The 25,530-nt window shown below is 36.9% G+C and carries 21 protein-coding genes; 16 read left to right on the plus strand and 5 right to left on the minus strand.

Annotation, left to right across the window (positions count from 1 at the left end; all coding sequences use genetic code 11):
- The first annotated feature begins 53 nt into the window (after positions 1–53).
- From ACK2WI_RS15620 to ACK2WI_RS15695, 16 genes are all read left to right on the plus strand, one after another.
- Positions 54–689 (plus strand): LysE family translocator, encoded by a 636-nt coding sequence (locus ACK2WI_RS15620; RefSeq protein ID WP_312696187.1) that lies wholly within the window; start codon positions 54–56, stop codon positions 687–689.
- Positions 690–698: 9 nt separating this feature from the next.
- Positions 699–1,466: a methyltransferase domain-containing protein gene (locus tag ACK2WI_RS15625; protein WP_312696186.1), complete on the plus strand. Its 768-nt coding sequence runs from the start codon at positions 699–701 to the stop codon at positions 1,464–1,466.
- A 965-nt stretch (positions 1,467–2,431) separates the two neighbouring features.
- On the plus strand, positions 2,432–3,808 hold the full coding sequence (locus tag ACK2WI_RS15630; protein WP_409151533.1) for an exopolysaccharide biosynthesis polyprenyl glycosylphosphotransferase: 1,377 nt from the start codon (positions 2,432–2,434) through the stop codon (positions 3,806–3,808).
- Positions 3,809–3,850: 42 nt separating this feature from the next.
- Entirely contained in the window at positions 3,851–4,585 is a 735-nt protein-coding gene (locus tag ACK2WI_RS15635) for a hypothetical protein (RefSeq protein ID WP_312696185.1), read from the plus strand.
- 18 nt (positions 4,586–4,603) lie between these two features.
- Positions 4,604–6,229: a hypothetical protein gene (locus ACK2WI_RS15640; protein ID WP_409151534.1), complete on the plus strand. Its 1,626-nt coding sequence runs from the start codon at positions 4,604–4,606 to the stop codon at positions 6,227–6,229.
- A 159-nt stretch (positions 6,230–6,388) separates the two neighbouring features.
- Entirely contained in the window at positions 6,389–7,090 is a 702-nt protein-coding gene (locus ACK2WI_RS15645; RefSeq protein WP_409151535.1) for a tyrosine-protein phosphatase, read from the plus strand.
- A gap of 44 nt (positions 7,091–7,134) precedes the next feature.
- Positions 7,135–7,941, plus strand: a complete 807-nt coding sequence (locus ACK2WI_RS15650; RefSeq protein ID WP_093097776.1) for a polysaccharide biosynthesis/export family protein — start codon at positions 7,135–7,137, stop codon at positions 7,939–7,941.
- A 29-nt stretch (positions 7,942–7,970) separates the two neighbouring features.
- Entirely contained in the window at positions 7,971–10,382 is a 2,412-nt protein-coding gene (locus ACK2WI_RS15655; RefSeq protein ID WP_312696181.1) for a polysaccharide biosynthesis tyrosine autokinase, read from the plus strand.
- A gap of 42 nt (positions 10,383–10,424) precedes the next feature.
- Positions 10,425–11,627 (plus strand): hypothetical protein, encoded by a 1,203-nt coding sequence (locus ACK2WI_RS15660; RefSeq protein ID WP_409151536.1) that lies wholly within the window; start codon positions 10,425–10,427, stop codon positions 11,625–11,627.
- Positions 11,628–11,723: 96 nt separating this feature from the next.
- On the plus strand, positions 11,724–12,869 hold the full coding sequence (locus ACK2WI_RS15665; RefSeq protein WP_312696179.1) for a hypothetical protein: 1,146 nt from the start codon (positions 11,724–11,726) through the stop codon (positions 12,867–12,869).
- 7 nt (positions 12,870–12,876) lie between these two features.
- Positions 12,877–14,010 (plus strand): glycosyltransferase family 4 protein, encoded by a 1,134-nt coding sequence (locus ACK2WI_RS15670; protein WP_312696178.1) that lies wholly within the window; start codon positions 12,877–12,879, stop codon positions 14,008–14,010.
- Entirely contained in the window at positions 13,997–15,289 is a 1,293-nt protein-coding gene (locus tag ACK2WI_RS15675) for a hypothetical protein (RefSeq protein ID WP_093096524.1), read from the plus strand. Before ACK2WI_RS15670 ends, ACK2WI_RS15675 begins: the two co-directional genes overlap by 14 nt.
- 2 nt (positions 15,290–15,291) lie before the next feature.
- Complete coding sequence (locus ACK2WI_RS15680) at positions 15,292–17,439, plus strand: bi-domain-containing oxidoreductase (protein WP_312696177.1); 2,148 nt, start codon at positions 15,292–15,294, stop codon at positions 17,437–17,439.
- Positions 17,440–17,446: 7 nt separating this feature from the next.
- Positions 17,447–18,655 (plus strand): hypothetical protein, encoded by a 1,209-nt coding sequence (locus tag ACK2WI_RS15685; protein ID WP_409151537.1) that lies wholly within the window; start codon positions 17,447–17,449, stop codon positions 18,653–18,655.
- 140 nt (positions 18,656–18,795) lie between these two features.
- Positions 18,796–19,494, plus strand: a complete 699-nt coding sequence (locus tag ACK2WI_RS15690; RefSeq protein WP_409151538.1) for a WecB/TagA/CpsF family glycosyltransferase — start codon at positions 18,796–18,798, stop codon at positions 19,492–19,494.
- Positions 19,495–19,496: 2 nt separating this feature from the next.
- Positions 19,497–21,005: a capsule assembly Wzi family protein gene (locus tag ACK2WI_RS15695; protein ID WP_409151539.1), complete on the plus strand. Its 1,509-nt coding sequence runs from the start codon at positions 19,497–19,499 to the stop codon at positions 21,003–21,005.
- Positions 21,006–21,327: 322 nt separating this feature from the next.
- Here the strand turns inward: ACK2WI_RS15695 and ACK2WI_RS15700 are convergent, their stop codons facing one another.
- From ACK2WI_RS15700 to cobA, 5 genes are read right to left on the minus strand one after another with little or no spacing between them, the layout of a single operon-like run.
- The gene (locus ACK2WI_RS15700; protein WP_409151540.1) at positions 21,328–22,563 is read right to left on the minus strand and encodes a sulfate adenylyltransferase subunit 1; all 1,236 of its coding nucleotides are present in this window, start codon (positions 22,561–22,563) and stop codon (positions 21,328–21,330) included.
- Between the two features lie 19 nt (positions 22,564–22,582).
- The gene (cysD, locus tag ACK2WI_RS15705) at positions 22,583–23,473 is read right to left on the minus strand and encodes a sulfate adenylyltransferase subunit CysD (protein WP_312696172.1); all 891 of its coding nucleotides are present in this window, start codon (positions 23,471–23,473) and stop codon (positions 22,583–22,585) included.
- 12 nt (positions 23,474–23,485) lie between these two features.
- Entirely contained in the window at positions 23,486–24,184 is a 699-nt protein-coding gene (locus ACK2WI_RS15710; protein WP_376751309.1) for a phosphoadenylyl-sulfate reductase, read from the minus strand.
- A complete protein-coding gene (locus tag ACK2WI_RS15715) occupies positions 24,168–24,761 on the minus strand; it encodes a bifunctional precorrin-2 dehydrogenase/sirohydrochlorin ferrochelatase (protein WP_312696170.1) in 594 nt (197 codons plus the stop codon). The genes ACK2WI_RS15710 and ACK2WI_RS15715 overlap by 17 nt, the downstream gene beginning before the upstream one ends.
- Positions 24,761–25,528, minus strand: coding sequence for a uroporphyrinogen-III C-methyltransferase (cobA, locus tag ACK2WI_RS15720; protein ID WP_093096537.1), 768 nt, complete (start codon positions 25,526–25,528; stop codon positions 24,761–24,763). Before cobA ends, ACK2WI_RS15715 begins: the two co-directional genes overlap by 1 nt.
- Positions 25,529–25,530 lie beyond the last annotated feature (2 nt).

The raw sequence follows: 25,530 nt of genomic DNA on the forward strand, positions 1-25,530 counted from the left end.
TCAATTGCATTCAGCCCATAAATTTTTAGATTTGGGAAAAGAAATACCTAGACATGTTTGGCATACTTAATTTTGAGCTTTTCCTTATTGCAACCCTAGTGTTTATAATTACACCTGGGATGGACACCATTTTTGTATTGAATAAATCTATAAGTCAAGGCAGGTCTGCTGGTATTTATTCTGCTATCGGCGTCAATGCAGGCATCTTGGTACATACCATGTTTGCCGCATTGGGCTTATCCGTTCTGATTGCCCAATCTGCCTTAGCATTTTCAATCGTCAAGTATCTAGGAGCGGCCTATTTAATCTATTTAGGAATAAAATCCATCTTATCTAAAGAGAAGAGCTTCAATCTAGCGCAAATTTCATCGGAGGAAGAAAGTGGTTGGAAAAACTTTAAATCAGGATTGATTACCAATGTATTGAATCCTAAAGTGGCTCTATTTTTTCTTTCTTTTTTCCCTCAGTTTGTCCAAAAAGAAGCTGTAGGTTCTTCTATTCCCTTTATTGTCCTAGGATTTACTTATGCCATATTAGGACTGATTTATTATTGCATATTGGCACTTTCCATGAACCTGTTCTCCGCTAAGATCAAGGAAAACAATAAGATCAAGGGATTTATGGATAAATTTTCAGGAATGGTATTTATTTTGATGGGAATTAAAGTAGCATTTTCAAAACTTAAATAATTCAGCATTATGCCTTGGGATCCGGAAATTTACAATCGTTATAAGGACATTCGTTATAAACCATTCTATGATTTGCTAAATTTAGTAGAAGATCATGGTGCTAAGGAATGTATTGATTTAGGCTGTGGAACTGGTGAACAGACTGCAACCATTGCTCATCGATTTAAGGAAGCCAAAATCTTGGGTATAGATAGTTCAGCAGAAATGCTCGAAAAGTCAAAGGCTTTTGAAAATAGCCGACTTTCCTTTCGGATGGAGTCCATTGAGGACAATTTGGAGGATCAAACAAGTTGGGACTTGATTTTCAGCAATGCCGCATTGCAGTGGTTGGATAAGCATGAAGTTCTATTCCCTAAAATCATTGCTAAGTTAAAAACTGGGGGTCAATTGGCCATCCAAATGCCTGTTCAGAATGAAAACGCATTAAACCAGATCCTACTCAAACTGGTACAGGAAGAGCCTTTTGCTAGCCATCTGAACCATTTTATCCGAAAATCACCCGTACTTTCCATGGATCAATATGCCAAAATCCTGTTTGAAAATCAGATAAAGGATATTGAAATCTATCAAAAGGTATACCCACAGATTGCTGAAAATGTAGATGAACTATATGATTTTATTTCTGGTTCGGCAATGATTCCCTATTTAGAAATTTTGAAGGGAGAAATCAAGGATGATTTTATCCAAGAATTCAAGAAAAGAATAGGGGAAGAGTACAGTAGGTTTCCTGCTATTTACGCCTTTAAGCGTTTATTGATTTATGGAAGAAAAGGTTAGGATTATAGGTATCTTTTTTCGAAATCTTGCAACCATTGCATCCGCCAAATCCCTCTTTCTAAAGCCGTATTGTGGTTGCCCAAGCGGTTTATTCTATACGTTGGAATTAAGGATTTTCAGTCTGTTCTTGTTATAGGCATATGATATCTAATTCATCGCATTTGGTTTATCCAGCTTGTAAGCAATTTGTCTAAGCTTGAGGCTGTGGCCATATTTTATCCTTTGAATTTCTCTCCAAACTTTCATTTGAAAATCTGTCCCTGAAATTACCATTGGGATTAATAAATCCAAGCGTTGGCCAAGGAAGTATTCTTCAAGTTGGATTTGGAGCATATCAAAAAAAGGATTGCGTTTTGGTTCTTGCTGAAGGGTAGGATTAGTTTTTTAATATTCTAATAATTTAACCGACATCATTAATAAAAAAACATCACAAATTAGTTTGGTTTGCTTTTCTAACAATGGTAAGACTGTTTTACCTAAAGTATAAGAAAATTAAATTCAAGAACAATTTAAATGAAAGAATAGTTAATATAGATTTAACAATAATGATAATTTATTTATCATTAATATAATTACATTTGTGTACTACAATCTTCAAATCCTTTCCCTTGCTCGTGATGAGAGTCACTGAAAACATTTAATGTTATTAATAATAAGCTAATAAAGCTTTGTTTTTAATATAAACCAACCAAAATATTAACTAAATAAAAAATGATGAAAAAAATCAGTTATAAATTCATGTGTGTGCATTAAGGGGCATACTGGTCATCTATTGCTATCTAGATATCTGCAAGATCAATATTTTATTGGGCGGTAATTATCGCTTAAAAAAATATGGTTGTTTAACATCATTCCGATAGCCTGAATAGATTAAAAATTTCACATAAGGTATTTTATTGTATTGAATTTATTTTGATAACGATATGCACAAGTATGTCCAAAATCCAGTATTGATATTAATAAAAATGCTATTAGGTCTAACCGATGCACTTTGTATTAACCTGTTATTCATAATCGTGTCTGTTGCAGGTATTAACTTGGGATTAGTCATAGAAAAGGAGATAATCTCAAGTAATTTTTATTCACTCTGGCTGACCTTCAATCTGGTTGCTATTATTTCTTCCCTTTATTTCAGGTTATATGAGAGTCAGGTCATCGAAAAGCTCGAATTGGTATTTCGGCAGACCAATCTTTCCTTATTAACCATGTTTTGCGTATTTGCGACCTGTGTTTTGATCGGCTATCATTTCAAGGGGGTACTTTATTTTCTAGGGGGAATTTTCCTATCCCTTATATTTTATGCCATCTTTTCTAGGTTCTTGTTGACTTATGTATATACGGTCTTTCCGAGAAGGTTTGGCTGGAGCAAAAACGTAACGATAATAGGTCATAACGACTATATAGGTGCAATTGAAGGGAGTTTAGGACATTACCATGCTTTTTATAAGATCAACACCATCAAATACAAAAGGGAAGATGAACTAAAAAGTAAAGAGGAAAAGTTAGCGCAATTTCGTGAATATTTTGAGGAAGTTTCCAACTTGGGAATCCATGATGTCTTTATCATAAGTTCCCCTGATATAAACAGTTATTCCAAGGATCTCATCGCTGAAGCAAATAACCATTGTGTACAGATCAATTTTGTTTCACCTGCCATTACGGATCAATATCATAGGAAAACTAAGGGAAATATCTTGGGTGCAAGTCTCCCCATCATTCGATCACATGAGGATTCACTCTCTAACATTGAGAATCGGTTAAAAAAAAGGATTGTTGATATTATTATTTCAGGATTGGTCATTGTTTTTATCCTGAGTTGGATGATACCATTGATTGGATTATTGATCAAGATCCAAAGTCCTGGACCAATCTTTTTTAAGCAACCTCGCTCTGGCCGGAACAATGAAACGTTCAACTGCCTAAAATTCAGGAGCATGGTCGTCAATTCAGAATCTAATAAAGCACAAGCTAGCAAGGACGATAAGCGGATCACACCTATTGGTAGGTTTTTGAGGAAGACCAATTTAGATGAGTTCCCTCAATTTATCAATGTATTTAAAGGACAAATGACCATTGTGGGCCCTCGACCACATATGTTATCCCATACTGAGCATTACAGCAAATTAATCCAACATTATATGCTGAGGCATTTTGTCAAGCCGGGCATTACCGGATGGGCGCAGGTCAATGGCTACCGAGGAGAAACCAGGGAGCCTGACCTGATGGCAAAAAGGGTAGAATATGATTTGGAATATATCAGTAATTGGACTGTCATGCTGGATTTTAAAATAATTTTTATGACCGCATGGAACATGCTTCGAGGCGAGAAGAATGCTTATTAATCATCAATTAACCCATATAAGAATAAAAAAACAATACGAATTATGAAGATCAGATTTTATACCATTTTTTACTTGCTATTGAGTTCTCTCGCATTTATGCCTTTGGAACTCTATGGTAATGGGCAACGCGATAGTATCCCCCAATCAGCCTACCTAAATGGTTTCCCATATCCGAACGCGTTAGGGGTTCATATGGGTTCCACAGGCGTTGGTTTACATTTTTACCAACCCATTGGGCCACAATTCGGATTTCGGTTTGGAGCGAGTTATATGCCCTTCAACAGCAATATCACTGGTACCTATAACAATATATTAACGAGAAGTGATGCCCAAGCAAAATCAGGCAATGTATCAGTGGCTTTTGGCTGGAATCCCTTTTACCTAAAATCTGGTTTTTTTAGAAGTTTCAATATACAGGCGGGTGCGGCCTATTTCTATAAACTGGATGGCCAATTGACCACACGGTTGAAAGATCCCTATAGATTTGGGGACATCCAGGTGAATCCGATCCACATGGGCACTATTAGTACCCAGGTTGATTGGAAAAAATCATTGAGCCCTTATGCTGGGATTGGCTGGAGCAATATCATAATAGACAGTCGATTTTCAATGAACCTAGACCTGGGATGCTATTTCCTCTCAAGGCCAACTGTCAGGATGGAAGCGACAGGACTATTAGAGAGAAATGTAAATAACACTTCCAATATCGAAAATAACATAAGGAACTATCGCTATTTGCCGCGTTTGGAATTTGGCTTTAGCTATAGATTCTGGTAAGTAATTATTGAAAACAAAATGATGAAAAAGATAAACAAACTAGTGATTTACGGCTTAGCGATTTCACTATTTAGCACCTTAAATTCCTGTGAAAGTCCGCTGAAAGACTTCAATTTACAAGTCAGTACAGAGGTAATCAAGCATAATATCACTTTAAAAGTAGCTGATCCGGAAGGTCAAAACATACCTGGCGTTTCCATTTCCCTGGCTTCTGGTGATATCCAGGACATATATAACCTGAACGGGAAAAAAGAATTTAAATTCATAGACAATCTCATCACGTTGGGATTAACCCCGAACCGTATCCCCAATTCAGAAAGACCAATCCGGTTTCGGGTCAAGTTAACTGCCAATGGTTATACCAGTCAAACTGTTCCAGTAGCCATTACGGATGCTTCTTCAGGCATACAAACCATAATACTTAGCAAACCATTGGTGATTCCAGTCGGGGTAAAAGAGCTAATCGATAATTTGGAACTTGATAAAAAAGGATCCATATCCAAACTAACGACCATTAATATTCCTTCAGCTCAAGGGATTGGAAACATGACAATGACGATTCCGAGTGGCACGCAATTTTTGGACGATGCAGGCAATATCATTACGGGGAATTCATTACAGGTGACTGTAACCAATATCGATGGCAATATCAATGAAGCGACTAGGCTTTTGCCAGGCGGAACCCTTCGAGCAGACCAAGTCATACTTAAGGATGGTAGAACAGCTTCAGGCACCTTTAGCCCAATCGCTGTGGCCAAGGTCAAGATGGTGGTGAATGCTACAGAGGTGAAGAAATTCAGTAAAGCGATCATGGTTCAGATGCCAGTTTCTGCTAAGCATATTAGTCCAATTTCTGGAGAAACACTAACAGCTGGAAAATCATTCCAAATCTTCAGCTATAGTGCGGACGAAACTTGGCGGTATGAACAGAACAGTTCCGTGAGTGGGTCGGCTGCGAAAGGCTATTCCATTAATTTTCCAATTAGCCATTTATCCTACTTCTTGGCAGGAGAATTTGGGGAAGCTTGTACATCAGCGAGAGTAATTAAATTTTCCGGTGATTGGATGGCAAATGGATCTACTTATCCAATCCAGGTAGATGCCATTTGGGGCGGAAAAGTGATCTTTTCAAACCTGTATTCCATTAATCAAAGCAATAATAGCATCAGCTTAATGGATGTTCCAACCAACGATGTCACTTTTGTGGTAAAGAATAGTTCAGGTAGATTTTTGGCAGAAGGTACACTCGAACCCTGTGGTCAAAACACCAACCTGATATTACCAAATCCAGGTGAAGTAACGGAGGCGATTTCGACTTTGCAGTTATATGTTAGGTGCCCTAATAAAACATCAGTAATTACCTTATTACCAACCTTTCAGATGTTTTATCGTATCAGTGGAACCACTAACTACAAGTTTTTGGGAACAGTTGGCAATGGATTTTTGAGGACGACATTATTGAAAACTGATGGAACGAAGTATGATTTCAAAGCGATCTGGAATGATCGGATCAAGATTGTCAATGGGAAAACAGTGAAAAAAGACAATTCCGCCACTGTTGGCACTCTTCCAGGAAATCTGATTGGAACGATGGATGGGGCAACAAATTTGGCCATTCTAAAAGAAGAGTGCGATAAATTATAAACAATTAGGATTACCAAAAAAACCAAGTGAAAGCTTGTGATTGTAGGGAAATATACCGGCCGGGCGAGCTGGCCGGATATTTCTATTTGTTCCAAAGTACATAAAAAAGTCATGTTAAACATTTTTAATTGGAAGCCAAAATATCCAGATCTCGGATGGATGTCAGTCGATATCCACTCACATATATTGCCGGGCATTGATGATGGCTGTGAAAATCTCAAAGAAAGTGTTGAACTGTTAAAAAGGTTAGAAAACCTGGGTTTAAAGAAATTCTTTTTTACCCCCCATATCATGAGTGAAATATATCCTAATACAATGGAAACCATTTCCAATAAATACGAACAATTAAAAACAGTAAAAGAAGCGGCTCATCTCATGAGCGGTTTTGCAGCAGAGTATATGGTTGATACTTCTTTCGATAAAATGCTCAATAATGAGCCTGAAAAAATCCTGGCTCTGCCCGGTAATTATGTCTTACTGGAGCTTTCCTATCTAGAGGAAAGCAAATTGATTGAAAAAGCGGTATTTGATTTAAAGATAAAAGGCTTTTATCCAATTCTAGCTCATCCAGAAAGGTACTTATACAACCATAAAAGTCCACAAAAAATACAACGACTCAAAGAGATAGGCTGCCTGCTACAACTTAATCTGCTTTCCATCTTTAGTTATTATGGAAAAAACGAAAGTCGCATGGCCAATTTCTTAATAGAGAAAGGATGGATTAACCTTCTAGGGACAGATTCACATCATACCAGGCATGTCAAAGCCCTAGAATTAGGATTGCAAAGGAGGGATATCTTAAATCAGTTTAAAAAGTGCACAATACTCAACGAGGAATTATTTGCCAAAATACCTACTTAAATAGAATAAAGAACAAGAACAGAATTTAATTAATGAATTTCCCAATGAAACATGAAACCAAAAAACAATCTCATCTCCGATGGGGATTATTTTTCCTTTTGCAAATCTTATTAATAACCAGTTGTTCCGTCAAAAAGATTGTTTATTTCAATGATCTACCCAATGATGATCTAAATATTTCTAAAGAAGGATCCGTTTATTCAGAGCCAAAAATTCAGACTGATGATATCCTCAGTATAGTAATACAGACGCTTGATCCAAGCTCAAGCTCAGTTGCCAATCAATCTGAGGTTATACAGGCAGTTGGGGCCAGTTCTGCCACCAATGTTGGAAACCAGGTGATTTCAGGATTCTTGGTTGATAAAAACGGAAATGTAAATATGACCTTGATCGGGAAAGTTTATGTTGCCGGGCTCACTACTTTCCAGGCCAGGGAAAAGATCACTGAACTTGCTGCACAGTATTATAAAAACCCTACGGTTCAGGTCCGTTTTGCCAATTTCAAGATCACGGTTTTAGGAGAGGTGACAAGGCCTGCTACCTATACGGTTCCTAATGAAAAAGTAACGGTTTTTGATGCCCTTGGACTTGCTGGGGATATGACGATTTATGGAAAGCGGGAGAATGTTTTATTGGTTAGAGATTACGGCAGCAAAAAAGAACTCGTCCGATTGAATCTGAACAACAGTGAATTGCTGAAATCTCCTTATTTCTATTTAAAGCAAAATGATGTGATTTACGTCGAGCCAGGCAAGAGCAAAGCCGCAGCTAACAATGCTGCAAGAACCCAAACTTTTGCCATAATCGGTTCTGTTTTGTCGGTACTGATAGTCGCCTTAACACGACTTTAATATTCAATCAATTATAAAAAAACACAAAAATGGCTAATAACAAATTAGATTGGGACGATGAAGTTTTCTTTGATAACAGGAAAAGTGACAACAAGGTTTTCCTTCGCTTTTTAGGACGGATCATTTCCAACTGGTATTGGTTTTTAATATGTGGATTAGTGGGTGCAAGCTTTGGATATCTATTTTTGAAGCACTCCATTCCAAAATATAAAATCCATGCTAAACTATTGGTGTCTGACGAGAACAAAGGAGGTGGATTATTTGCATCATCGACCTTGGGTGAATTAACTGACTTTGCCGGCATAAAAAATTCCGTGGACAATGAGGTAGAGGTTTTAAAAACAGACGATCTTTTAAGGGAAATGATCCTGACGGAGAAATCTTATATATCTTATCAAAAAATTGGAAGGCTTCAGGATGTGCCGGTCTATAGTGCTCCATTTGATGTCCAACTATTGAGCAATCCAGATTCCATCCTGTTTAGCAGGGAATATTTGGTTAAATCCATGAAAGAAGGACAGTTGGTTCTTTCTTCCTTAGATACAGCTTTTAAGGTAAAAATAGGACATGAATTTTTCCTTCCGCATGTAGGTCGGGTCGTGATCAATGATGTCAAAAGGGAGATCAATGCGGGGAATTATGGTTTCAAAATTACTCCAGTTCGCTCGGTGGTGGAAGCTTTTCGAGCCTCGCTAAGCGTTTATGTCACGAACAAGAATGTCTCCACCATAAATTTAACCTTAGAGAACCAACTGCCTAAAAAAGGGGAGGAGCAGTTAAAGACCCTGATCGAGAAATATGTGGAATTGAATCTGCATGATAAAAATGTAATTGCTGATTCTACTTTGGCATTTATCAATGCCCGATTATACAAGATTACCGAGGAGCTCGCGGGGGTAGAAGATCGCATTTCGGGATACAAAAAGCAAAACCAATTGGCGGACATATCTGAGCAAGGGAAATTATTGCTTGCGAGTTCCGTCAGTTATTCCAAGGAATTGGCTGAGGTGGAAACGCAACTTTCCTCCATAGATGCTGTAGCTGGATACTTGAAGAACAGCCAAAACCCAAGGGTGGTGCCATCATCAGTGATACCGCAGGATGTTGGATTCAATGAGCTGATTCAGCGATATAATGAATTGGTCTTGCAACGCGAGCGGCTTTTACTGGCGAATACCGAAGATAATCCATTGGTAGTGAATATCACAAATCAGATTGCTGGCGTTCGTCAGGACATGATTTCAAATGTGGCTTCTACACGAAGACAGCTGGAATTGGTAAAAGACAGCCATGAGAGTTCAGCCCAAAACGTGACTTCACAGATCAAACAGGTACCAACCTTGGAACGTGGATTTATCGACCTGGCTCGTCTTCAACAAATTAAACAGGCACAATACGTTTTTCTACAGGAAAAATGGGAAGAGACTGCCATTAGACGAACTGCAAACGTTTCCAACTCCAAGGTCATTGATTCTCCAAAAGCCGATAAACATCCTTTTTCTCCCCATAGAAACCTTGTTTATGGTTTCTCACTATTGGCAGGTTTACTCATACCGTTTATCACCTTTAACTTAAAGGATCTATTGAATTTAAAAATTAGGGGGCCACAAGATTTGGAAGACTATCCACATCTACCCGTTTTGGGTATGGTTTCTCACTCCGATGAAAATAATCAGGTTGTCGTATCGAAAACATCAAGGTCAGCGATAGCAGAACAGTTTCGATCCATGCGTACGAACCTGGAGTTTATTTTGAAAGGAGGGAAGTGCATATTATTCACCTCTTCGATGTCTGGTGAAGGGAAATCATATGTTGCTTTAAATCTGGCAGTTTCTCTAGCGTTATTGAATAAAAAAGTACTCCTAATGGAACTCGATCTAAGAAAACCTTCCTTAAGCAACAAATTAGGTTTACCAACGGGAAATGGATTTTCTCATTTTATTGTACGTTCTGAGATGCGTTCTGAAGAAATCATCATGAAATCAGGGGTACATGAGCTAGTCGATCTCATTCAGGCAGGTGCGATACCCCCGAATCCGGCAGAGTTACTGGTCCATCCTAGGTCTACCGAATTGATGAAAGACCTGTCCAAAAAATATGATTATATATTAATGGACGCTCCTCCAATAGGCATGGTTACAGACGCCCAGTTATTAGCAAGGTTTTCAGACTGTTGCTTGTATCTGATTAGGCAGGAGATGACCCATAAAGAGCAATTGCGTATACCAGAGGATTTGATTAAAAAAGGAAAGATAAGCAATATCCAACTTGTTTTGAATGATATCAAAACACATGGCAATTATTATTCAAATTATGGCTACGGCTATGGTTATGGATATGGCTATGGCTATTCAAATGGCTTGGGAACCTATGGGAATTTTGAAAGGAAAAAATATTGGTGGTCATTAAGAAAACGAAAAAGAAGCATTAAGACAACATGATCATCATAATTAAAGGAGCTGACCTTAAATCACAGAAAAAGCATGCTTAACAAACTTAATGGAAGATTTAACAAATTGATCTTTGTATTCTTCTTAACAGGAATAGGTCAGCTTTCAATTTTCATGTTTTCAGTGGTGAGTGTAAATAACTTGGATTCTGTGTTGCTAAAAGATATTGGTCTGGTTGACAACGCTTACCTGATCATTTCTAGTGTTATCTCCATTGGGATTACCCAATATTATGCGAAGGATATTGCAAATGAAAGTACTTGGTTAGAAAGTTACAATAAATCCTTGTCCTTTCGATTGGTCCTATCCTGTATTGTTTTTATGGTTGGTCTTGTTCATTTATTGATTACAGGAAATACGGTACAGCTGATCTTATTGTTTGCACCCATCATTGCGATAAATGGTGATTATGCCTTATATATGCGAGGGAAAACAATTCAAGCTGCTTTTTCGAGTTTTATCAGGAACACCTTCCCGTACATTATCTTAAGTATCCTGATTGCTTTGGGATTAGCAGTGGATGTTATTGTATATGTATTGATTGTAGGCTTATTCTTAATCGTTGCCAGCCTGTTGGTCAATAGGTATCTAATCTTTAGTTTTTACAAGAATTTCAACTTTAAGATTGAATGGAACCGCTTGGGCAAGATTATCCAAGTGGGCATAGGGACCAGTGTTTTTAATGTCATTAAAAACTTCATATTCATTATATGTGCGGCCTATTGGACTGGTATAGGATTAGCGACAATCTATGCTTTCCTAAAATTGTACCTCATGTTTTTTGGGGTCAAAAGGATGGTCATCCAAACCTATATCAAGGAAATAATTTCTGATAAGATCATGTCTGTCAAGATCAACTATATGATTGGAATAGGGGGCTTGTCGCTGGTTCTCTTATTATTGATTGGAGGGCCATTCTATTTAAAATGGTTTTTTGATGAATCTAAATTAGATATCCAAGTATTACATTTCTCTTTGTTGTTTATTATAGTCTGCAACAGTTTTTATTCGGTTGAATTGACGAGGTTATTGGCATTAGGTTATTTTAATCTATATAGTGCCATTACCATAATTGCCTCCAGCATCTGTTTAATGTTGGTGTGGCTGTTCAACAAATTCCATTTCCCCATTAATTCCATTTTTATCCTAATCGGATTATATGACTTAATAATCAGTTTAAGCTGTAAGTTTTTGCCTATTTATAGACTCAAGCTGATTCCAAAACGAATTAATTAACAAAGAGCATGAATAAATTTTGATAAAAGTAAAATGAAAAATTTGGTAGTAATATTTGGAAGGTTTCCGATATATTTTTGGTTTCTAATACTTTATATGATTTCCTATATAGGGTCAAGTTTGGTATTACATGAGTTTAGGTATTTTAAATACGTAATTACATTTTTGTTCTTTTTTGTATTTGTACTTCCTACTTTTCAAAGTATAAAGTTTTCCAATACCTACTATAAGCGATTAGAGTTCTTTTGGGTTTTCCTGGTTCTCATCCTGTTGACTGGGATATCCTATTTCCTGGTAGACTCCTTTGATCCGGTACAGTTTGTCAAAGACTTTAGTTTTATAGCCATTTCCATCATGTTTTATTTCTTGTTGCCCATCATGTATAAACAGGGGCAGGATAGGAAGATAAACTACTCTTATATGTTTATTCGGTTTGGTTTTATTACGATTTCCATTATTTTCCTTTTTATTTCTGCCAAGAACATTTTGATGAGTCCGTTTCAATTCAACCTGATTAGGTTCTTAATAGACTCCCAATCACCATTTGAAACTACCATGGCATTTCCTATGGGCATGTTCGTGATATTTTTCAGCTATTACAATAAGAAAGCACTGTTTTGGACTTCATTAATCTTTACCCTTTTATCATCCAAACGAATTGTTATCCTCGCTTTGATATTGATCTATATCATTAATAGATTAACGCCGAGCATACGGTCTCTTAATAAACAAGCCGTTATTTTAATTGCTGTCATTATCAATCTAATCTTTGTCTACATCATCATCCAATTCTCTTTATCGAAATATGACCCATTCATCGAACAGTATCTAGGCCTATCTGCGGACTATATATCGATGGGCAGGAAGTCTATCTATGAAAACCTATTTTCCAGGGATGAAGGCAATTGGGTTAAATTCTTTTTTGGAAACGGCTTGGGTACTTCGTATGTGGAAACGACCAATTTTCTGGAGAAAGAGGAGAACCTGCATTCGGATGTATTGAAATTATTTTTTGACACAGGATTATTGGGCTTAGTCATTTGGATCGTATTTATTTACAAGCTGGGCTTCATCAATAAAATTGCTTTTTTACTGACCATCTATTTAAACATTCTCTACCTAACAGATAATGTGCTGATCTATTACGACACCATGATCGTGTATTATTTAATGATATTCTTTTTCCATATCCGAAGAACAGAAATTATTCAGGGGTCCAAACAATTGCTCACCACAAACTGATATAATCATGGATAATAACAATAAGGTAAAAGTCCTGTTTCTGGTTCAACTACCACCACCCGTACATGGGGCTTCATTGATGAATACCTTTATTAAAACATCAGCACTCATTAATAACCATTTTAGCACGAAACATATTAATATTTCTGCAGCAAATGAGTTAGCCGATATAGGGAAATTACGGAAAAGGAAGATTTTTAATTTTCTAGGGATGTATTTCAAGGTGTTGAAGGAGCTCATGGTCAATCGACCAAATCTGGTTTATCTCACCATCAGTCCAACGGGTGCTGCTTTTTATAAAGATGCGATTTTCGCACAGATGGTAAAGTTATTCAAAGTTAAAATAGTTTATCATTTACATGGTCAAGGGATATACAAGGTGATCAATAGCAGCAAAAACAAATATCGCATCTATAAATATGTTTTTAAATCAGCTGATATTATCATTTTATCCAAGATGTTACTTTTTGATATCATAAAAGTACGTGATGTCAGTAAGAATGTTTTCATATTACCAAATGGCATCCCAAAAAGTGTAATTACCTTCCCTGAAAGAAACCATAATGGTTCCCCGAAGGAAATTAGGATATTATATCTTTCCAATTATATACCAGCTAAAGGAGCTCTTTTAGCCTTAAAAGCCTTTCACAGCATATTAAAACAAAGCAATAAACCTGTAAGCTTTGAACTATTTGGCGGTATTTCCAACCAGGCCTATTTCAACTCCATAAAGGATTATGTAAGGGAAAATAAACTTGAGGCGCATGTATCTATTAATAGTGGAATTTACGGGGAGGAAAAAATAAGGAAAATGGAAACCTGTGATATTTTTCTGTTCCCGTCCCGATTTGAATGTTTTCCACTGTCCATCATCGAGGCCATGATGTGTGGTTTATGTATTGTCTCAACAGCTGTTGGTGCCATCCCAGAACTCGTGTTAGAAAATAACTGTGGGCTATTGTCCAAACCTGAGGATTTGGAGGAATTAACCTCAATCCTTTCCATGATTGTTGAAAATGACGATCTGCGAGAAAAGTATTCCAAGAATTCCTTGAAATCTTTTGAGAATAAATATCAGATGGAGGCTTTCGAAAATTCTCTAATAAACATCATTAATAAAACCCAAAATGCGACCAATTAAAAAACTTGTAGAAAACATCCCTCCCGCGGTAGGTGTTCCACTGAACAGGATACCATTCTCGCTGCGATTAGGAAGAAATTATTGTCAGAAGAAGTCCAAAATCCAATATTTCTTGGACCTGAACGATCGACAGAAAGAGATCTATGTAGAAAAGTCTTTTGGGGAACTGGTCAAGTACTTTTCCGAAAATTCAGACTTTTTCAGATCCCTTTTACCTAATAATCTCAACCAATCCTACCTTGAATTTCCAATAATTTCCAAAACAATATTAAAGTCGGTAGGGATTGATGAAAGGACGGTACGGGAGTTTGCCTTTGCAAAATTCAATACAGGCGGCACATCCGGAAGACCTATGGATTTTTTCCTGGAAAAAGGATATTATGCTCGAGAATGGTCCCACATGCATTTCTTATGGGAAAGGATTGGCTATAAGTACATCAATACTAAAATTACCATTCGGGGGAAAAAGCTCCATAGTCTGATTCAATACAATTATAACCAGAATGAATTTTTACTGGATGCTTATGCAGAATTAAAGACCGCAGATTTTGAAATATTGCTAAAAGTCTTTAAAAAATATAAACCAACTTTCATCCATGGCTATCCTAGCTCGATCTTTTATTTCATCAAAACCGTTGAATTAAAATTTCCGGCGCTTTTCGAATATCTTCAAAAAAACATAAAGGGGATAATGTTCAGTTCCGAATATCCTTCTCCCCAGTATAGAAACTATATTGAAAATACAATTACGGAGAATACCGTTTCTTGGTACGGCCATACAGAGGCAGTAGTTCTGGCAGGAGAACTGTACAAAAAATACGAGTATGTCCCTTTTCTTTCTTATGGATTTGCAGAAGCCGTAAAAATCAATGGCAGTTATCATTTGATCGGCACCTGTTTTTCCAATAAAGCCACTCCATTTATTCGATATGATACGGAAGATTTGATAGAACCGAATTTTTCCAATAATGGCTATTTGAACAGCTTTAAAATTAAGGAGGGAAGGATAGGGGAGTTTGTGATTGATAAAAACGGGAATTTGATTTCATTGACGGGTCTGATCTTCGGGCAGCATCATAAGCTATTTGATTACATTGATTTTCTTCAAGTGAAACAACCTACACCTGGAAAGTTGATCGTGTATTACTCTTCCAAATTGGAAATCCAATATCCGGATGTCCTATTCGACACCAGAAACATCCAAATCGACTTTAGTTTCGAACAATATAAACAACCTATAAAAACGTCCTTGGGGAAGGTTCCATTACTTATTAAATAATTATGAAACAACTCATTCAAAATTTCAAGACAGGAGCCTTATATGTTGATGAAGTGCCACAACCAAGCCTATCACAAGGACAGGTATTAATTGAAAATGCATTTTCCTTAATAAGTGCTGGAACGGAAAGGAGTACGGTAAAGGTTGCCAAGGCGAGCTTAATTGGGAAAGCAAAACATCGTCCGGATTTAGTGGCTCAAGTGCTTCAAAACATCAAAAAAGAAGGCTTAATGGCGACCTTGGATAAGGTTAGGACCAAACTGGATTCATTAAAGGCTTTAGGCTATAGCACTGCAGGAACGGTAATAGCTTCTATGGATAGCACGGGAAAGTTTTTACCCGGAGATCGGGTTGCCTGTGCAGGACAGGATTATGCCTCACATGCTGATATTGTTTCTGTACCCCAAAATCTGGTCGCAAAAATCCCAGATGGTGTCAGCATGGAAGAAGCTTCCTTTACCACCTTGGGAGCCATTGCGCTGCAAGGTGTCCGACAAGCAAATCCAACACTTGGGGAAAGGGTATGTGTCATTGGGCTAGGACTTTTGGGGCAGATTACCTGTCAATTAGTAAAAGCTAATGGATGCCAGGTGTTTGGAATAGACCTTTCAGATCGATTGATCACGCTAGCAAAGGAACTCGGCATTGAAAAGGCGCTGAACAGGAATGATCCAAATTTAAAGGTTGCTTGTGAAGACTTTACCAAAGGGATAGGTTTTGATTCGGTGATCATCACTGCTGCGGCTCCTTCCAATGATCCGATTGAGCTTTCTTCCGAAATATTAAAAAAGAAGGGTTCTGTAGTGATTGTCGGGGCAGTAAAAATGGATATCCCAAGAGATCCTCATTTTTATAGAAAGGAATTGGATTTGAAGATGTCATGTTCTTATGGGCCTGGGAGATATGATGAAAAATATGAAGAATTAGGCATGGACTATCCTATAGCCTATGTACGTTGGACGGAACAAAGAAACATGGAGACGTTTTTGGAGCTATTAAGGAGCAAAAAGATCGACATTAAACCGTTGATTTCCCATGTTTTTAATATAGTTGATGCTGAAAAAGCCTATGATATCGTTTTAGGGAAAAATCCGGAACCACATATTGGGATCTTATTGCAATATAAACCTGATTCAAAACCATATAATTCCTTAGTTAGCTTAAAATCGGATCCTATACAGGATATTAACATTGGTTTCATTGGAGCAGGAAGCTTTGCGCAGAGTTATTTAATCCCAAATGTAAAACGGTTACAGGTTTCATTAGACGTAGTGGTCACTTCTAAGGGAATAACTGCAAAAAATGTAGCTGATAAATTTGGTTTCAACAGTTGTTCAACGGATATAAAAGATGTGATTGAGAATGAGAAAATCAATAGCATCTTTATTGCCACTCCGCACTCATCGCATACTAAACTTGCCATTGCGGCATTAAAAGCCAGAAAATCAGTATTTGTCGAAAAACCATTAGCAACAAGCTATAAGCAATTGATGGAAATTACTGAGGTAAAGAAGGAGTACAATTATCCATTAATGGTTGGTTTCAACAGACGTTTTGCACCAATATCAGTGCAAATAAAAAGATCATTTGAAAATGTTGAAGAGCCTATTGTCGTAAATGTTCGGGTCAATGCAGGTTTTATTCCTAAGGATCATTGGACACAGATAAAAGAAATAGGAGGAGGAAGGATTATTGGTGAAATGTGTCATTTCATTGATCTAATGCAATATTTTACAGATTCAGAGCCTATTCGGGTGTATTCAGAATGTATCAATTCTTCCAATGGTAAGATCACGAATGAGGATAATATTGCTGTAGTGGTAAAATTTAAGAATGGTTCGGTTGGAAACTTAACCTATTTGGCAAACGGGGATAAATCATTAGCAAAGGAAAACATCGAAATATTTGGAGCTGGAAAGGTTGGTGTCATCAAAGATTTTAGAGAAGGTTATCTATATGAAAATAATAAGATGAAAAAGCTCAGTTCGATTGGAAAAGGGCATAAAGAAGAATTGGTAGCCTTTCTGTCAGCAATAAGGGCGGGAAATGATGCACCTATTCCCTTTCAATCCATCTATTTAACCACTCTCACTACGCTTAAGATAGTCGACAGTTTGAATACAGGCTTACCTCAAATGATTGAAATGTAAGGATCGTATGATGAATTATTATTATTCCTTTCAAAAATTAAAAACATACTGCGAAAGCCAAGAATTTAAAGGTTGGGATCCTTATGATGGGTTAAACAGTAGGTTTTTCAGAAATATGCCCTTTTCAAAATTGGAGTTGCCGAGACTGGCTTGGATCCAATTTTTTAAAAGGAGCCACATCAATTTTAGGCCACTATTTGGCGTAGAAAAAGATTATAACCCTAAGGGAATCGGGCTGTTCTTAAACGGATATTGTAATCTTTATAAATTGGCACCAAACGAAAATTATCTCCAAAAAATAATAGAGTTGGCAGATCTATTAATAAAAATAAAAAATGAAGGATACTCTGGGGCATGTTGGGGTTATAATTTTGACTGGCAAGCCCGTGCTTTTTTCCAACCAAAAGGAACACCAACCGTTGTAGCAACCACATTTATTGCATCAGCTTTGCTTGAAGCATATCGGATTACCAAGCGCATGGAATACTTAAATACGGCAATTGATACCCAGTATTTTATTTTAAAAGATTTAAATAGGACTTATGATAAGGATGGAGATTTCTCATTTTCTTATTCTCCTCTGGATAAAACCCAAGTCTTTAATGCCTCCTTGTTAGGGAGTCGATTATTAAGTCAGATATATGGGCACACGAAGGATGAAAACCTGCTGACTGAAGCAAGAAAATCGGTTTCATTTGCTGCCAAGCATCAACAAAAAAATGGAGAATGGGCTTATGGAACTTTACCTTTCCATCAATGGATCGATAGTTTCCATACTGGCTATAACCTAGAATGCATACATGCCTATCAACAATATTCTGGAGATAAGAGCTTTAATCAGGTCATAGAAAGTGGGACAAACTATTACCTAAAGAACTTTTTTACAAGCAAGGGTATTCCAAAGTATTATGATAACCGAATCTATCCAATTGATGTACATGCCACTTCGCAATTGATCATAACACTTTCCAGACTAAAGATCTGGGATGAAAATATAGACTTAATCAAAAGTGTTTTAATGTGGACCATAATCAATATGCAAGATCCAAAAGGATATTTCTATTATCAGTTAAAAAAGAATTTCAATACTAAGATTCCGTATATGAGATGGGCACAAGCTTGGATGTTTTATGCTTTCACAGAATTTTTACTCAATGAGAATACTTCTGAATTAGCAACAAACAGCAAAGTTACATTTCAAGTTAAACGAAATTAATCCGAAGGTCTTTGGGGCTGCCTTGGTATCATAGAAAGCCCAAAAAAAGCAATTAATCAATAAATCAAAAGCGAATCTATTATGGAATCTAAAAAGATACCTACTGTAAATATCATGAATTGTCCTATCCTCCATTAACTATGGATCAAACAATAACAGAAATAGAAAACAATATTAAGCTAAACAAACAGATACACCATGTTGTAGTTAATGCGGCAAAATTGGTGAACATGCAGACTGATAAAACGCTATATGACTCGGTGGTAAACTGTGATATCATCAATGCGGATGGGCAGAGTATTGTCTGGGCAAGTCGGATATTAAGACAGCCCCTTCCTGAGCGCGTTGCAGGGGCAGATTTAATGATCAATTTAATGGATTTGGCAGGAGAAAAGGGTTATAAGGTCTTTTTGTTTGGAGCGAAGGAAGAAATTGTTTCGAAGGTAGCCAAGATGTATCGTGATAAGTTTGGAAATCAGGTCATTGCAGGGTATAGAAACGGATATTATGCTGAAGGAGAGGAGGAGACCATAGCGAAAATGATAGCCGAAAGTGCTGCACAAATGCTATTTGTTGCCATTAGTTCCCCTAAGAAAGAGATCTTTCTAAATAAGTATAAAGACATCATCAAGATTCCATTTATAATGGGAGTGGGGGGGACATTTGATGTGATTTCTGGACATATCAAAAGGGCTCCAATTTGGATGCAAAAGGCAGGTTTAGAATGGCTTTATCGGACTTATCAAGAACCCAAAAGGATGTGGAAACGGTATTTAATAACAAATACCAAGTTTATTGAACTATTATTTCGAGAAAAGTTCAGCAATAAAACCAGATGAATATGAATAAATCCATAATATCATTGCTGTTGTATATTTTCCCGATAGTATCATTAGCACAGCTATTCGAAGCATCAAAATATAAGGGTTTTATAGAATCTCAGGTTGGTATGACTAATAAGTATGTTGTTCCTTTTTGGATGCGATCAAACCAATTTGGTTCCATTCCGGCAACTGGTTTATCAAACAGTTGGTTGATTGGATTTCAGAAAAACTTAAAGCAGATAGAACCCACTGATTTTTCATCCTTTGATTGGGGATTGAATTTTGAAAGCAGGGTCAATTTGGCTGGGAAATCAACTGTAGACCTCATTGAAGGCAACCTTAATGCGAAATGGTGGATATTTGAGGGGAAAATTGGTCGTAGCAAAGATCTAATGGGATTGAATGGGGATAGTACCTTGAGTTCCGGCAACTTTTCTATTTCAGGGAATTCATTAGGTATTCCTAAAATGGAAGTAATAATTCCGAATTTCTATAGAATACCCGTATTGGATGGCCTTATTTCAATAAAAGGAAATTTTGCTTTGGGTTATATTGGTAAAACAAGGATGAATCCAGGTGTATTTTTAGTGAAAACCGAAAATCATAAAATGGAAACTTTTTACCATCAAAAGTCATTATACGGAAGGATTGGGAAAGAAAATTGGAAGATCAATCTATATGGCGGCATCAATCACCAAGCATTTTGGGGAAGTGAAAAACAGATATATGGGGATGAGTTTTCGCTGTCTAATTTTGGAACCTTTTATTATGTCTTTTTTGGAAAAGCCTATTCCAGTGAATTTATCTGGAGTTCTAAAATTGGAAATCATCTTGGTTCAATAGATTTAGGTGCATCCATTAACCTCAAAAACGTCAAAATAATAGGGTATAGGCAGAATTTTTATGATGTAGGGGCTATTTCAAAACTGGCCAATATTCGAGATGGATTGAATGGAATTTCAATTGAAAATTTGAAATTTAACACCGACAATAGTAAGCTTTTTCGCTGGAAGAAGGTTTTAGTGGAATATTTTTACAGCAAAGATCAAGCAGGCTATCCATGGTCAATTACAACGGCATCTGGAGATGAAGATTACTATAACAATTCATATTATTTAGATGGATGGACCTATAAAGGTTTGGGACTAGGAAGCCCATTAATCATACCCAGCAAAGACGCTAAAGAAGGACAAATATACAATCCCATAAAGTATTACATTAGCAATCGGGTATCTGCATTTCATGTAGGCTTTGATATTAATTTATTCCAAACGAATTTGTTATTGAAAGGAACTTATTCAAAGCATTTTGGGACATTCAGTACAAGTCCATGGGGCGGTTCTTCGGGGAGACTATTTGAAAAACCTTATGGATTATTTAAGCAAGTGGATCAATTTTCTTTTTATCTAAACGCCAGCAGATCATTTAGAAACAATTATACAATTGGTTTAATCGGATCCGTAGATTATGGGCAAATGTTTAGGAATAGCTTTGGGACAATTATTTCGGTTAGAAAGGAATTCTAAAGTTTTTGATTTTTTGTTTTAGGATTTATTAATAAGGAACACTTTATAAGATTTAGTGAATTCTTAAAGATTTGGTTTATTTAACTTAATAGGATTTTGATAATTTCAATATATCAGGAAAATAGCTAGGTACATTGAGTTTGTTAGGTTTAAATGATATATATAGATTTTGGGATAATATTCTAGATTGGTAATATGTCAAATAATTTATATTATGTTAAATAAATGTTAAGGAATATACCCTTCTATTGAATCAATCTTTAATAATATCAATCCTACAGATTCTATAACTATTAGATATCTGTAGGATTATGAATAATGTTTATTGGATTATAGCAGCGGCTACTGTTATATTAGTTCTAGGATCTATAATTATTGCTCTGGAATTTTCTGGGAAATCTTTTTGTTGGTCAAATACAATTTCGTCAGCAGATTTAATTAATACACGACCAATATCATTTAGACCAATGCCTTGATCATATTGTGGTTCTTGCGTATGAACATCATATTTAAAAAGAATTTCAGGAATTTTTATTTTACTTACTTTAGAATATGTCTGTAATAAATAGATCTGCCCTAAGTCAAGTTCCTTATTCTCAAACCAAGAGATATTTGCTTCAAATGATTTATCTGTTTTTGCTGGATGGTTTGCACTGACAATAAAATCTCCTCTGGAAATATCAATATCATCTTCTAAATGGATAATTACAGAAGATCCATTGTGTGCTTCAGGCAGTTCTACGCTGTCAAATTCGATGGATTTCACCTTAGATTTAGAGCCATTCGGTAAAACTAACACCTCTTCCCCTACTTTCAGCCCCTCTCCTAACACTCGACCTGCATATCCCCTATAATCATGTAAATCAGCACTTTGTGGACGAACAACCCATTGTACTGGAAAGCGCCAACCTTGATTTGCAAGTTCTTCAAATTCAACTTCTTCTAGATAGGTAAGCAATGGTGCAGCATGGTACCAAGGCATTCTTTGGGACTTTTGTACGATATTATCACCTTTTAAGGCTGAAACAGGGATGAAATCAACGTCTTCTAAGCCTAATTTATTGGCAAGATTTAGATATTCTGTCTTGATGTTTTCAAAAACCGCCAATTCGTAGTCTACCATGTCCATTTTATTGACACAGACCAGCACCTTTTTGATTCCCAATATCTTTGCAATAAAGGAATGCCTTTTGGTTTGTTCAATGACACCTTTTCTAGCATCAATTAGGATAATGATCAGATCTGAATTAGAAGCACCGGTAACCATGTTTCTGGTGTATTGGATATGACCTGGTGCATCAGCTATGATAAATTTCCTTTTTTCAGTTTGGAAGTATTTGTAAGCTACATCAATGGTAATCCCTTGCTCACGTTCTGCTTTTAGACCATCAGTCAGGATCGCCAAATCAATTGTTCCATCATCGTTCTTTCGGTTGGCTTTTTGGATAGCTTCCAGTTGATCATCAAGAATGGAATTGGTATCATATAATAATCGGCCAATCAATGTGCTCTTTCCGTCGTCTACAGAACCGGCCGTTAAAAATTTCAAAATGTTCATGTTCTTTTCCTCCCTTTAATTAAAAATAGCCTTGTTTTTTACGGTCTTCCATTGCAGCTTCAGAAACCTTATCGTCCAATCTAGCACCGCGTTCGCTAACCGTTGAAGCTTTGATTTCGTCGATGATATCATCCAATTCAGTTGCAATAGAGTCTACAGCAGCTGTACAAGTCATATCACCTACAGTTCTGAAACGCACTGATTTATGTTCAACAACATCACTATCATCGATTTGAAGGACAGGATCTGCCGCCATCCATTGGCCATTTCTAAAAACCACGTCCCTTTTGTGGGAGAAATAAATGGATGGCAAAGCGATCTTTTCTCTTTTTATATAATTCCAAACATCTAGTTCAGTCCAATTGGAGATTGGGAAAACACGTACATTTTCTCCTCTTTGGATCTTTCCATTAAAGATATTCCACAGTTCTGGTCTTTGTCTTTTTGGATCCCATTGTCCAAAATCATCCCTTACAGAAAAAATTCTTTCTTTGGCTCTGGCCTTTTCCTCATCGCGACGAGCTCCGCCAATACAAGCATCAAAGCCGTTCTTTTCGATAGTGTCGAGTAAAGTCACGGTCTGCAGCGCATTTCTACTGGCATTTTTACCTTTTTGCTCAACCACCTTCCCAGCGTCTATGCTTTCTTGTACATAGCCTACAATCAGTTTTTCGCCAATTTGATCCACTAGCCAATCACGAAACTCTATAGTTTCAGGAAAATTATGGCCGGTATCAATATGTACTAAAGGGAATGGAAATTTACCTGGTCTAAATGCCTTCTTTGCTAAGTGGACTAATGTAATTGAATCTTTTCCTCCAGAGAATAAAAGTGCGGGATTTTCGAATTGTCCAGCTACTTCTCTCAATATGTAAATGGCTTCTGCCTCTAAATGATCTAAGTAATCCATTTTGTAAACTAATTATTTATGTGTTACATGTAATCCGCACTCCTTCTTTGATTTATCTTCCCACCACCATCTGCCGGCTCGGAAGTCTTCTCCTTCTTGTACTGCCCTGGTACAAGGTTGACAACCGATACTGATAAAGCCTTTATCATGTAATGGATTATATGGAACGAAATTGTCTTTTAAGTAATTTTCTACATCAGATAATGTCCAATTATACAAGGGATGTATCTTGATAATTTGGTTTACTTCATCCCATTCTACAAACTCCATTTGGTCCCTGTTTTGGGATTGTTCAGCACGGATACCTGTGATCCAGACCTGATAACCTGCGATGGCTCTTTTTAAAGGTTCAATCTTCCTGATATAACAGCATTCCTTTCTATCTTCAACTGAATTGTAGAAACTGGAAGGACCTTTCTGTTCCAAAAGTCCTTCTACTGCCTTGGTTTCGGGATAATAAGCTTTGATTTTAAGCTTGTAAAGGTCTAAAGTCCGATTCCAAACGTAATAGGTTTCGGGAAAAAGTCGACCTGTATCCAAAGTGAAGATTGAAGTCTTTGCATTTTCTTGAGCCAATAAATGGGTCAACACTTGGTCTTCAATGCCAAATGAAGTTGAAAAAACCGCTTTATCAGCAAATTTCTCATCTATATATAGAACTATAGACCGAGCATCTGCTCCGATTAAGTCTGCTTTAATTTGCTCGATCATATTCATTTTGTTTGATTAATTGTTCTGTATGTGCATTGAGCACTGTTATTTTTTCCTTTAGGTCTCCAGAAAGTTGATTTCTGAGATCAGCCATGAGATGAAGCGTTTCATCAATCTCCTCGGGCAATAATTCATTTAAGAATTCCTTAAGCCTTTTGGCAATCGTTGGAGACTTGCCGTTTGTAGAGATTCCGATTTTCAGGTTTCCTTTTTGGACTACTGATCCCAAATAGAAATCACATAAGGACGGTTTGTCGGCCACATTTAAAAGGATGTGGTGATTTGAGCAAAGTTCCCTGACATAATTGTTCAATTTGGGATTGTTGGTTGCTAACACGACCATTTGTTTAGCAAATAGGTCTACAGCTGTAAAAGAACGTTTATAAACCGTAATTTTTGCTTTGTCCTTTACAAATTCCGAGAAATCTGAAGAAATATCTTCTGCAACCACCATGACATTAGCGTTCGGAGAATTGGAAATAATAGCCTGTATTTTTTCCAATCCAACAGGACCAGCACCAACCAATAAGGTTTCTATCTGATCTAATTTGATATATATTGGAAAAAGTTGGTTCATTAAGCTTCTATGTATTGTAGTTGTTCTTTTACCTTTTCAAACTCCAAGTGTTTTGCTACCACTTCGCCCAGTACGATTATAGCAGGCACTCCAATAGCTGAAGCTTCCGCCTGTTCCAGGATATTCTCTACTCGACCAAGTACAATCTTCTCATTTGGAAGCGAACCATTTTGGATCAATGCAATTGGAAGATCAGCTTTACCATTCTCTTTATATAAATCAATGATTTGTTGAAGCTTAGCAAATCCCATCAAAACTACCACTGTAGCATTTGTATTGACTGCAGTATATAAATCTTCAGATAGAAAACCTGCTTTTGTCGCTCCGGTAATTACCCAGAAAGATTCAGAAATACCTCTATAGGTCAAGGGTATTTGTTGTAAGCCGGTCAAACTGATCGAAGAGGATAAACCTGGAACAACTGCTGTTGGAATATTGAATTTTCTTACAAAATCAATTTCTTCTCCTCCACGGCCGAAAACAAATGGATCTCCACCTTTCAGCCTAACGACATGGCCATGGGTCAAGGCATAATCAACGAGAAGTTGATTGATCTGATCTTGGGAAGTCGAAAGTTGTTCAGCACGCTTGCCGACATATATTTTAGTACAATCTTTTGATGCTAGTTCGAGCAATTCCTCATTGACCAAAGCATCATATAGAATGACGTCTGCTTGCTGAATTGCCTTTATTCCTTTTAAAGTGATTAGGTCTGGGTCACCTGGACCAGCGCCTACCAATGTTACAAATGGTTTTATTTCCTTCATGT

It is taken from the genome of Sphingobacterium sp. BS-2, from assembly GCF_046161205.1.
In the GTDB taxonomy this organism is placed as follows: domain Bacteria; phylum Bacteroidota; class Bacteroidia; order Sphingobacteriales; family Sphingobacteriaceae; genus Sphingobacterium; species Sphingobacterium mizutaii.

What these genes read in the sequence shown, in the direction of transcription:
- ACK2WI_RS15630 (WP_409151533.1), top strand. Translation starts at nt 2,432, where the DNA reads ATGCTATTAGGTCTAACCGATGCACTTTGTATTAACCTGTTATTCATA.
- ACK2WI_RS15670 (WP_312696178.1), top strand. Translation starts at nt 12,877, where the DNA reads ATGGATAATAACAATAAGGTAAAAGTCCTGTTTCTGGTTCAACTACCA.
- ACK2WI_RS15665 (WP_312696179.1), top strand. Translation starts at nt 11,724, where the DNA reads ATGATTTCCTATATAGGGTCAAGTTTGGTATTACATGAGTTTAGGTAT.
- ACK2WI_RS15625 (WP_312696186.1), top strand. Translation starts at nt 699, where the DNA reads ATGCCTTGGGATCCGGAAATTTACAATCGTTATAAGGACATTCGTTAT.
- ACK2WI_RS15660 (WP_409151536.1), top strand. Translation starts at nt 10,425, where the DNA reads ATGCTTAACAAACTTAATGGAAGATTTAACAAATTGATCTTTGTATTC.
- cobA (WP_093096537.1), bottom strand. Translation starts at nt 25,528, where the DNA reads ATGAAGGAAATAAAACCATTTGTAACATTGGTAGGCGCTGGTCCAGGT.
- ACK2WI_RS15685 (WP_409151537.1), top strand. Translation starts at nt 17,447, where the DNA reads ATGATGAATTATTATTATTCCTTTCAAAAATTAAAAACATACTGCGAA.
- ACK2WI_RS15710 (WP_376751309.1), bottom strand. Translation starts at nt 24,184, where the DNA reads ATGATCGAGCAAATTAAAGCAGACTTAATCGGAGCAGATGCTCGGTCT.
- cysD (WP_312696172.1), bottom strand. Translation starts at nt 23,473, where the DNA reads ATGGATTACTTAGATCATTTAGAGGCAGAAGCCATTTACATATTGAGA.
- ACK2WI_RS15680 (WP_312696177.1), top strand. Translation starts at nt 15,292, where the DNA reads ATGAAACAACTCATTCAAAATTTCAAGACAGGAGCCTTATATGTTGAT.
- ACK2WI_RS15700 (WP_409151540.1), bottom strand. Translation starts at nt 22,563, where the DNA reads ATGAACATTTTGAAATTTTTAACGGCCGGTTCTGTAGACGACGGAAAG.
- ACK2WI_RS15645 (WP_409151535.1), top strand. Translation starts at nt 6,389, where the DNA reads ATGTCAGTCGATATCCACTCACATATATTGCCGGGCATTGATGATGGC.
- ACK2WI_RS15695 (WP_409151539.1), top strand. Translation starts at nt 19,497, where the DNA reads ATGAATAAATCCATAATATCATTGCTGTTGTATATTTTCCCGATAGTA.
- ACK2WI_RS15650 (WP_093097776.1), top strand. Translation starts at nt 7,135, where the DNA reads ATGAAACATGAAACCAAAAAACAATCTCATCTCCGATGGGGATTATTT.
- ACK2WI_RS15655 (WP_312696181.1), top strand. Translation starts at nt 7,971, where the DNA reads ATGGCTAATAACAAATTAGATTGGGACGATGAAGTTTTCTTTGATAAC.
- ACK2WI_RS15690 (WP_409151538.1), top strand. Translation starts at nt 18,796, where the DNA reads ATGGATCAAACAATAACAGAAATAGAAAACAATATTAAGCTAAACAAA.
- ACK2WI_RS15675 (WP_093096524.1), top strand. Translation starts at nt 13,997, where the DNA reads ATGCGACCAATTAAAAAACTTGTAGAAAACATCCCTCCCGCGGTAGGT.
- ACK2WI_RS15715 (WP_312696170.1), bottom strand. Translation starts at nt 24,761, where the DNA reads ATGAACCAACTTTTTCCAATATATATCAAATTAGATCAGATAGAAACC.
- ACK2WI_RS15620 (WP_312696187.1), top strand. Translation starts at nt 54, where the DNA reads ATGTTTGGCATACTTAATTTTGAGCTTTTCCTTATTGCAACCCTAGTG.
- ACK2WI_RS15640 (WP_409151534.1), top strand. Translation starts at nt 4,604, where the DNA reads ATGATGAAAAAGATAAACAAACTAGTGATTTACGGCTTAGCGATTTCA.
- ACK2WI_RS15635 (WP_312696185.1), top strand. Translation starts at nt 3,851, where the DNA reads ATGAAGATCAGATTTTATACCATTTTTTACTTGCTATTGAGTTCTCTC.